Genomic DNA, 5,268 nt, shown 5'->3' with positions numbered 1-5,268 from the left:
ATCTAAGCGGAGAAGAGCCGAAAAAGTATGCTGAACGACTAGGTAGTCAAGTGGGAATCAAATCAAACGTAACACCGAATGGGGCAGAATCTTCTTAGAGAAATCTGTTTGGTTAGGAAAATACGAATAACTTTTAGTGCCGAAAAGCCCTTTTGAAGGGTTCAGTCTGAATGGTATATATCTTCAACGCGGCGTGGTGGTCACAAGTACAAGAGAGTGGAATTAAGCCATTGAAAGAGTTCGCACGAAAACTGAGTCCTTATCTTCACGGCATTATCGCATCGGCAAGTTATCCGCTAAACACCTGCACCCTAGAAGGGATAAACAACAAGATAAAGCTAATCAAGCGAATGGGGTATGGGTATGGGTATCGAGATACCGACTACTTCTTCTTGAAGATAAAAGCGGCTTTCCCCGGAAAGCCGCGATGAACCAAAAGAAAGCCTAACCGATACACTTAAACATCGATCGTTGAGGTATGAATTAGGCTATTAGTAATACCTTAAAGCGCTTTCGAAACGAAAAGCTCTTGCAAGATTTAGAACATTAAGAAATTATCTTTTTCCAACACAAGATCGAACTGGAACTTATTGTTGGTATCCGCTTGCATCGTCGATGGGTTCAAATCACCAATAAAACCAGACGCCTTTTGTCCACTCTCTGTCAAAACAATGCTATCACCCGATTCAAAATCAAGCCCTGAGTGATGCTGAACAATCTCCAGTTTGTACTCAACCTTATTACCTTTCGTTTCAAAGCTGCCATTTAGCATCATGCCGTAGCCATTAATACTCGCAAACGCTTGATTAATTTCACCACGAGACAAACCTTCCGGGCGCTCAATACGCAATTTAAACAGCGTTTCAACGCCTTGAGACTTAATCACACCAGAGTAACTGTCAGAAATAGCCGGCATATTATATTGCGTGCGATTCATACCTGGTAAGTTAGAAGAAAAACTCTTCAAGTGACCAGCACTAGCTTGCAAGTAACTTTCCCAAAACGCAGCTAAGTGAGCATTACGCACACCCGTTGAATCAATCCCGTGGAAATACACCGTCGCATTATTAAAGTTAGCATTGTGCTTGCCCGCTAGAACAATACCCGCTTCTTTTGCTGCATCGCTATCACTTAAGTCCGTTAATGAAACATCTGAGCTATTTTGAATGCCATCAGAATAAACTACCAAACGAATTGGCGTTGAGTTCAAACGGATATCATTAGTCACTTGAAACAAACTACGCGCTAAATCCTTTTCAGGCACAGCACGGTCATAATCCGGTTGTGCTGTATGAGGACTCGCCTGCATCGCTTCACCTAATCCACGTTGCATTAAACGCGTCAACTTTGGCATATCATCACGGATAACGCGTTCAGGAGCCGCTCGCAATAAACCGCCGCTTTCTAATGCATTCACATTAGGAAAACAAGTCGTAAAGGCATGAGACATATCGCCATTTGGAGAAAGATAATAGATACCAATCTCTTCACTTGGCAAATATGACGGCGGTAGAGTTTGCATAATATCTTGCGCCCAACTGGCACTATTGTTTGGAATGGACGTCGTATCAATCACCAAATAAGTTTGACGAGGCGCCCCCTCACTAAGACAGTACTTAGCAGCATCAAAGCCACCCGTATTAATCATCCCAGAAGCAAAAGCTTGTGGCGCACACAGCGCAGTCAGTAGCGCGGCAGATTTAATTTTATTCATCATATTTTTCATGGAATTACGCAACCATATTCATTAATTGGTCTTTACTAATCGCAATATCATGCTTGTAGTAAGTATCTAAACTCTTCATCTCCGCACCAATTTTCACTTCCTCAAGCTGCTTAGCACGAAGCTGCATCACTAGATTATTGTGGTAAGTACGTAAGTTGCGGTTAACCTCTTTATGCACCTGACCAAGAATACCATCAGCATGATTGGCCAACTCTTCTTGCAAACGCTCAATCTTTTTCAATTCCATCAATTCAGCTTCTTGCGCATTCGCTAGCTCAGCGATCTGCTTAGAAAATTTCGCTTCAACCTGGTTTAACTCTTTATTCAAACCCTTATCCAAACGGTTAAAACGCTCACGAGCACTGGTGAAATCTTTTTGCGCTTCCTGGTAAGATGGTTTGGCATCATTTAACACATAGGCACAGAACATACTGATAAACCAAGGTGCAATAGAGAAAATGATGAATGGGAATAACAGCATCATTGCCGACTCTTGAGATGCCGATGCATCGCCCCACATACCCATATCAACCGCGGCTAATTCACGAGCAATCGCTTGATAACGAACCATTAAGATACCGACCGTAATCGAAATTAACGCCAACCAAGCAAAAGCCTGCATTCGATAGTGTTGTCGCTTTTCACGAGATTCAACATCCGGTCCCATCAGCTCTAAACGTTGTTTTAAGAACTTGCCATGAAAGTGAGCCGCTGCCGCAGTAACAATGGCACTCACAAACGCTAACGCTAAAGCAAACAGAGGAATATTCAGCAGTTCACCTAACGTTTCATAGTTCATCCAAAACTCTGGCACACTAGGAATAAGCAGACCCAGCGAGTAAATCAGCGGGTTCACTTTTCTCGGCGGCTTACCACCGGCAGAATTAAACATTTTATCGTAACGCGTTTTGGTTTTTTCTAACTCATCTTTCGCATCTTGATAGCCACTTTCCTGAACATAGCTGGTTTTTTTCGCCGCTAAAGCATCGGCTTTCGTGTTACAAACTTGCTGATACTCAGTATCTTTCTTCATGTATGCTGACTCATCAGCATGTTTACGTAAACGAGTTTGCAATTGAGAAAAATCAGAGTACCAACGCCCCAAATGCTCAAGAGGATCGCGAATAACAGATAGCATTCCATTGGTGTGTGAATTATGGTCGGTAACCACCAAGTTCGTTTGCTCTGCAGCTTCCACTTCCTCACGAACCTTACGCTGAATATCCTGACTAAGGTCCTTGGCTATAACCGCACTTTCAAGCGGTCGCTGCACCATAAATTTTTCAATATCCGTTTTCACCTGTTGCATGTATATTTCTCGCCCTAACGTATCAAAATGATTAAATATTAAAGTAGTAAAATCTTCTAATTCTATTTACTAATATATTTTTTTATATCGAACTCTCGGTATATAAACACCGAAAATGGTGCCTTTCTAAAGGTTCTTCTTACTTGTGGCCCCGTACGTTCTTTTGCCAATAGCTCCAAATCAGAACGAAGCTCACTAAAAGACTCAAAGTCACGTAGATCACTACTCACTTTCTTATCACGGGAATAAGCCCATACTTCCATAGAACGAGCATTACATGATTGCCCGGCGCAGCGATAATGACGGTATAAGTGAGAAGCAAACTGCTCATTTTCAGTCATCAAGATCTCCACACGGCGATTGCGGGCCTTATTACTTTGACTGTTATTTTTTGCGATAGGATAATCAGGACCACCCGCGATCAAAACGAGTGAATTATGTAGCACTCCTTGCTGCTCTAGGTAACGAGCGGTTGACAGTGCTCGCCTTAGCGATAAATCAATATTATGAGCCCATGAGCCAGACGCATCAGTATGACCAGTAATCACTAAAAGCTGATTATCACGCGCCGCTTGCCTTTCATGATAAGTCACCGCAACCTCGGCTAGCTGAGCTTTTATGTCACTATTCAACTTATCGCTATTAACGGCAAAGCCAGAGCTGGCCGATAAATTACGTAAAATCGCAATCCCATCTCCCAGTTCATTAAGCGGCTCCCCTGCCTGCTGGCTTGGGTAGAAATGCACATATCCCCCCGTCTTCTCAACAGGAAAGTACAGCTCATCATCACCCACTTCAGCCACCCAAGAAAAGTCCTTTTCTACCTCAGAAAGCGCCTCTTCTTTGCGAGTTAAAGCGGTCTCTTGCATACCCTCGACTGGTTGGTTTTCTTTATCTATATAATCCACACGCTCAGGAGAAGAGCAGCCTGATAGTGCCAATATTAAAAGTAAATAATAAAAATATTGCTTATTCATGCCCAATAACTATCTATACTAAGAGCCAAAATTACGAAACCTAGATAAATCCTTCTACCTTGGTTTTGCCTATGATGTAACGAAGTGTCGTTTAACCACGCGTTGGCGGCAGCGACAAAGAACGATAACGAATGTTTTTTTCAGACTGGGTACGCTCTTGCTGTAACTCTTCAGCTTCAAAACTGCGAACTTCTTCTGGCTCTTTCGCCACACGAATTGTTTTCAGTTCGGTTGGAATGTGACGAGAGTTCGTCGTGACCTTGCCATCACGTGCATAACCAACAGCCTGAAGCTCTCTGGATTCACAGCCATTAGAGAAGCAAGGTGCTGAACGATAGTAATCACTAATGAAATTCACATCATGAGTAATAAAGAACTCCACACGACGGTTCTTCGCTTTATTTTCTACACTATCGTTTTTAGCAATCGGGTAATCAGGCCCTGCTGCCATACGTAATAACGCTTCATTCGGAACGCCTTGTGCCATTAAGTAGCGCGCCGCTGAGTCGGCACGATCTCGTGATAACTGCTTATTGTATTGCCACGAACCTGAGGAGTCGGTATGACCAGTAATAATGATGAACAATCTTTCATCATTATATTTTGAATGGCTATAATATAAATTTTTAATCGAGTTTAACGCCAGAGTAGTATTCGGGTTCAAAGTTGAACTACTGACCATAAATCCAGCTGTATCAATAGCGTTATAAGCACCAACATACCCGTAATCGCTGGCTAAGCGAGTCTGTTCAATAAGCTTAGTTAACTCGAGACTTGAGTCATCAATATTCTTACTATCAAAAATATAGTAAGTATTATCACCGCTGTCTTTGGCGAAATAACGACCGGTTTCAATATGATCTAACTGTTCATTAATAGAGACTTCATTAATTAGTAACACTTTGTTGTTCACATCAGGATTATTATTCCCAGACTGATGAACTATGTCGTAACTATTGGCTTGCTCAATAACCTGAGTATGCTGCTGGTGACTGGAGCATCCCGATAGGGTCATTAAAAAAACAAATGAAAACGTTACTTTATTATTCATAGCTATATTTTCTAATTAGAATAGTGCATAAAACAGACGATGTGTGTAAAGAATCATACTGCAAGTTATTGAAATTCACCTTATAAGTCTCCGTAAATACTGTATATATAGCAATTAATTAACTCTCTAATTTGTAAGGAAATATTACAGTTCAATCTATTTAAAAGTAAGCGCACTATTAACCCCAGGGCGCGAGCACACTTTG

4 protein-coding genes and 1 pseudogene are annotated in these 5,268 nt (G+C 41.8%); 1 reads left to right on the top strand and 4 read right to left on the bottom strand.

What is annotated here, in order from left to right; translation table 11 throughout:
- Positions 1-194: 194 nt before the first annotated feature.
- Positions 195-431, top strand: a pseudogene (locus tag AB4351_RS22090) (transposase); the annotation flags it as partial.
- Positions 432-538: 107 nt separating this feature from the next.
- On the opposite strand, the gene AB4351_RS22085 reads toward AB4351_RS22090, so the two are convergent.
- The 4 genes from AB4351_RS22085 to AB4351_RS22070 form a co-directional block, all read right to left on the bottom strand.
- Positions 539-1,717 carry a hypothetical protein gene (locus tag AB4351_RS22085; protein ID WP_372102904.1) on the bottom strand — a complete coding sequence of 393 codons (1,179 nt, stop codon included), beginning with the start codon at positions 1,715-1,717 and terminating at the stop codon, positions 539-541.
- 13 nt (positions 1,718-1,730) lie between these two features.
- Positions 1,731-3,035 carry a hypothetical protein gene (locus AB4351_RS22080; protein ID WP_372127191.1) on the bottom strand — a complete coding sequence of 435 codons (1,305 nt, stop codon included), beginning with the start codon at positions 3,033-3,035 and terminating at the stop codon, positions 1,731-1,733.
- A 62-nt stretch (positions 3,036-3,097) separates the two neighbouring features.
- Positions 3,098-4,012: an OmpA family protein gene (locus AB4351_RS22075; protein WP_372127190.1), complete on the bottom strand. Its 915-nt coding sequence runs from the start codon at positions 4,010-4,012 to the stop codon at positions 3,098-3,100.
- 91 nt (positions 4,013-4,103) lie between these two features.
- Positions 4,104-5,063 (bottom strand): OmpA family protein, encoded by a 960-nt coding sequence (locus tag AB4351_RS22070; RefSeq protein WP_102319822.1) that lies wholly within the window; start codon positions 5,061-5,063, stop codon positions 4,104-4,106.
- Between the last annotated feature and the right edge of the window lie 205 nt (positions 5,064-5,268).

It is taken from the genome of Vibrio sp. 10N.261.51.F11, assembly GCF_041471665.1.
GTDB lineage: Bacteria > Pseudomonadota > Gammaproteobacteria > Enterobacterales > Vibrionaceae > Vibrio > Vibrio crassostreae_C.
This window is presented reverse-complemented; position numbering and strand designations above follow the sequence as displayed.

Excerpts from the sequence above, each read along its gene's own strand:
- AB4351_RS22085 (WP_372102904.1), bottom strand. The coding sequence starts at position 1,717 with ATGATGAATAAAATTAAATCTGCCGCGCTACTGACTGCGCTGTGTGCG.
- AB4351_RS22080 (WP_372127191.1), bottom strand. The coding sequence starts at position 3,035 with ATGCAACAGGTGAAAACGGATATTGAAAAATTTATGGTGCAGCGACCG.
- AB4351_RS22075 (WP_372127190.1), bottom strand. The coding sequence starts at position 4,012 with ATGAATAAGCAATATTTTTATTATTTACTTTTAATATTGGCACTATCA.
- AB4351_RS22070 (WP_102319822.1), bottom strand. The coding sequence starts at position 5,063 with ATGAATAATAAAGTAACGTTTTCATTTGTTTTTTTAATGACCCTATCG.